The organism is Chloroflexota bacterium, assembly GCA_026713825.1.
Classification (GTDB): domain Bacteria; phylum Chloroflexota; class Dehalococcoidia; order Lucifugimonadales; family UBA1127; genus UBA1127.
Window position 1 is genome coordinate 1 of the sequence record JAPONS010000105.1, and the last position, 1,859, is coordinate 1,859.

The window sequence follows — 1,859 nt, forward strand, 5'->3', positions numbered from 1 at the left end:
GCCGTTGCCGTCGAGGAACACGACCTCGGAGGCGTGGACCTCGGTGCGGTGGCGGCGCTGGCCGTCGTCGGTCTCCCAGGTGTTCTGGACGAGGCGGCCCGCGACGTAGATGCGCTGCCCCTTGCCGACGTAGTTGTTGACCGCCTCGGCGAGCCCGGCCCAGCACGTCAGGTCGTGCCAGTCCGTCTCGGTCTCCCCGTTGGAGCGGGGCCGGTCGGTGGCCAGCCGCAGCTTGGTGACGGCGGTGCCGTTCGGCGTGTAGGTCATCTCGGGTTCGGTCCCGACCCTGCCCAGCAGCTCTACCTTGTTGATCGTCCGTGACATCTTGATTCTCCTTCTGTGTGTAGTAGCGCGGTGTCCCCGCGCCCGTCTGAAATTGAGAGCGGGGCCGCTCCCGTAGATGGGAAGACGGCCCCGTCCTGCGCCCCTGTGAGGGAGCGTCTAGCTGAACTCGAAGTCGCGCGGTTCCGGCTCGTCGCCCTCGAAGAGCCTGTCTGGGTCGAACGGCTCCACCGCGCCCCTGAGCCAGGCCAGAGCGTCCACCGCCTCGCCCGCGTGAGCCTTCGGGTTGTCCACGGCCTTGAAGTAGGTCAGCGCGGCGTTTATCACGTTCGCGTGCGCCCCGTTGGTGCAGTCGATGCGAAGGGAAGCCTTCGCCATCATCTCCGTGCTGGCCAGCACCTCGACCCGGTTGGAGAGCCGGGTCTGCACGGAGGCAAGCTCGTTGGCCAGACGCGCGATCTCGCGGGTTGTTGGCGGCAGCCTCCGCAGGGTCTTCCTGGCGAACCTGCTCATGTCTCCTCCTTCCTTTGGGATGTCCGAATCTGGCGAGGCCGCCCCGGTAGCGGGAAGCAGCCCCGTCCTGCGCTCCCGATGAGGAGCGTCTAGGTCACTCGCACGTACTCCGACTCGCTCTCGGTGACGATCTCCGCCCTGGTCTCAGGGTCGAGCGCCTCGTTGAGCCTCCGGTGGTTCACGGAGTACCGTGTCGTCTGCACGAGGCTGACCGTTTTTCCTCCGACGGTCGCCTTGGAGTCCCCCTGGCGGCGCATCCACGCCTTCAGGGTGTCCAGGGCGGTCCGCTTGGCCTTCTCGGGCTTCCTGATGGAGTCCTGTGCCTCTGCGTAGGCCGCCACAGCGTCCCTTGCCTGCTCGTCGCTCACCTCCTGTTCCTCGATTGCAGGCTGTTCGCCGGCCTCCGCCGACCCCGGCAGGCAGACGACCAGGAAGGGGCAGGACCGGCACTGCCAGGAGTCGGCAGAGAAGTCCCTGTCGGGCAGCGCGTCGGGGTCCGGCCCGTTCTGGACGTGATGCGCTCCCAGCTCGCCGAGCCAAGCGCAGGCGTCCTGGAGCGCCCTCTCCAGCCGGTCGGCGGGGATCCGCTCCCAGTCCCAGGTGCGGTTGCCCGTGTCCATCGTGGCGATGACCGCGGGTCGCATCTCCCCGAACTCGCCGAGGGTGTAGAGGGCGGCCTGGGCCACCGCTCCGGGGTGGCTGCGCTCCGCTCCAAGCGTCTGCCAGCGCTTGAACGCCTCCGGCCCCCGCGTCTTGATCTCGACGACCATCGGATCGCCGTAGGCGGGGGTCTCCGGTTCGTCCTCGAAGAGGAACACCTGCGGCGTGGCCGCCTCGTCTTCCGATAGCGGGAGCCGCACAGTGCCGTCCGGGTGGCCGGTGACCAGCAGGTTCGGGCCGACCCTCACGGCCACCTGCTTTGGGTCCTGGGGATCGGGGGCGTCCACCTGCCAGCCCGCCCGCTCCATCGCCCGCACCACCACCGGCTCCAGGGCGTTGCCCGCCTCCATCGCCGTCAGCGATTCCTCCGTGGGGGGATTCGTGGGCTGATACCCGGTAGCCGA

At 68.8% G+C, this 1,859-nt stretch carries 3 protein-coding genes; all 3 read right to left on the reverse strand.

The window, feature by feature from the left end:
* Nucleotides 1–324, reverse strand: a 324-nt coding sequence (locus OXC99_12115) for a single-stranded DNA-binding protein (protein ID MCY4625728.1), incomplete at its 3' end; no start/stop codon positions are given.
* 117 nt (nt 325–441) lie between these two features.
* Entirely contained in the window at nt 442–795 is a 354-nt protein-coding gene (locus OXC99_12120) for a hypothetical protein (GenBank protein MCY4625729.1), read from the reverse strand.
* 89 nt (nt 796–884) lie between these two features.
* A partial coding sequence (locus tag OXC99_12125) for a hypothetical protein (protein ID MCY4625730.1) occupies nt 885–1,859 on the reverse strand: 975 nt, incomplete at its 5' end.